This window comes from Rhizobacter sp. P2_H2 (assembly GCF_056403375.1).
Genome location: NZ_JBFUFP010001806.1, coordinates 1 through 572 on the forward strand (window position 1 = coordinate 1; position 572 = coordinate 572).

Consider the following 572-nt stretch of genomic DNA (forward strand, 5'->3'; position numbering starts at 1 on the left):
CGATCATCACGCGCTGGCGCATGCCGCCCGACAGCTGGTGCGGATGGCGGCCCAGCACCTCGCGCGCCTCGGGGATGCGCACCAGGTCGAACAGGCGCAGCGCCTCGGCCATCGCCTCGCGCTGCGAGCGGCCCTGGTGCAGGCGGATCGATTCGGCGACCTGCTGGCCGACGGTGAAGACCGGGTTCAGCGAGGTCATCGGCTCCTGGAAGACCATCGCGAGGTCCGCGCCGCGCAGCGCGCGCATGCGGCGCCCATCGGCCTGCGCCAGGTCGACGCGCTCGCCGTCGCGGCGCGTCAGCCACATCTCGCCGCTGTCGATGCGGCCGCCGCCGTGCTCGACCAGGCGCATCAGCGCGAGCGACGACACCGACTTGCCCGAGCCGGACTCGCCGACGATCGCGAGCGTCTCGCCGGCATCGACGTGGAAGTCGAGCGCGCGCACCGCCTGCAGCCGGCCGCCTTCGACGGCGAAGCTGACGCTGAGGTTGCGCACGTCAAGCACGCGGCGCGGTGGGGTACTTGTCATTGCTCGGGGCCCGCTTCGTCGGCATAGATGGCAGAGACCGGCG

At 72.6% G+C, this 572-nt stretch carries 1 protein-coding gene; it reads right to left on the reverse strand.

What is annotated here, in order from left to right; genetic code table 11:
* A partial coding sequence (locus tag AC1D15_RS36315; RefSeq protein WP_477829906.1) for an ATP-binding cassette domain-containing protein occupies positions 1-529 on the reverse strand: 529 nt, incomplete at its 3' end.
* Positions 530-572: the final 43 nt, after the last annotated feature.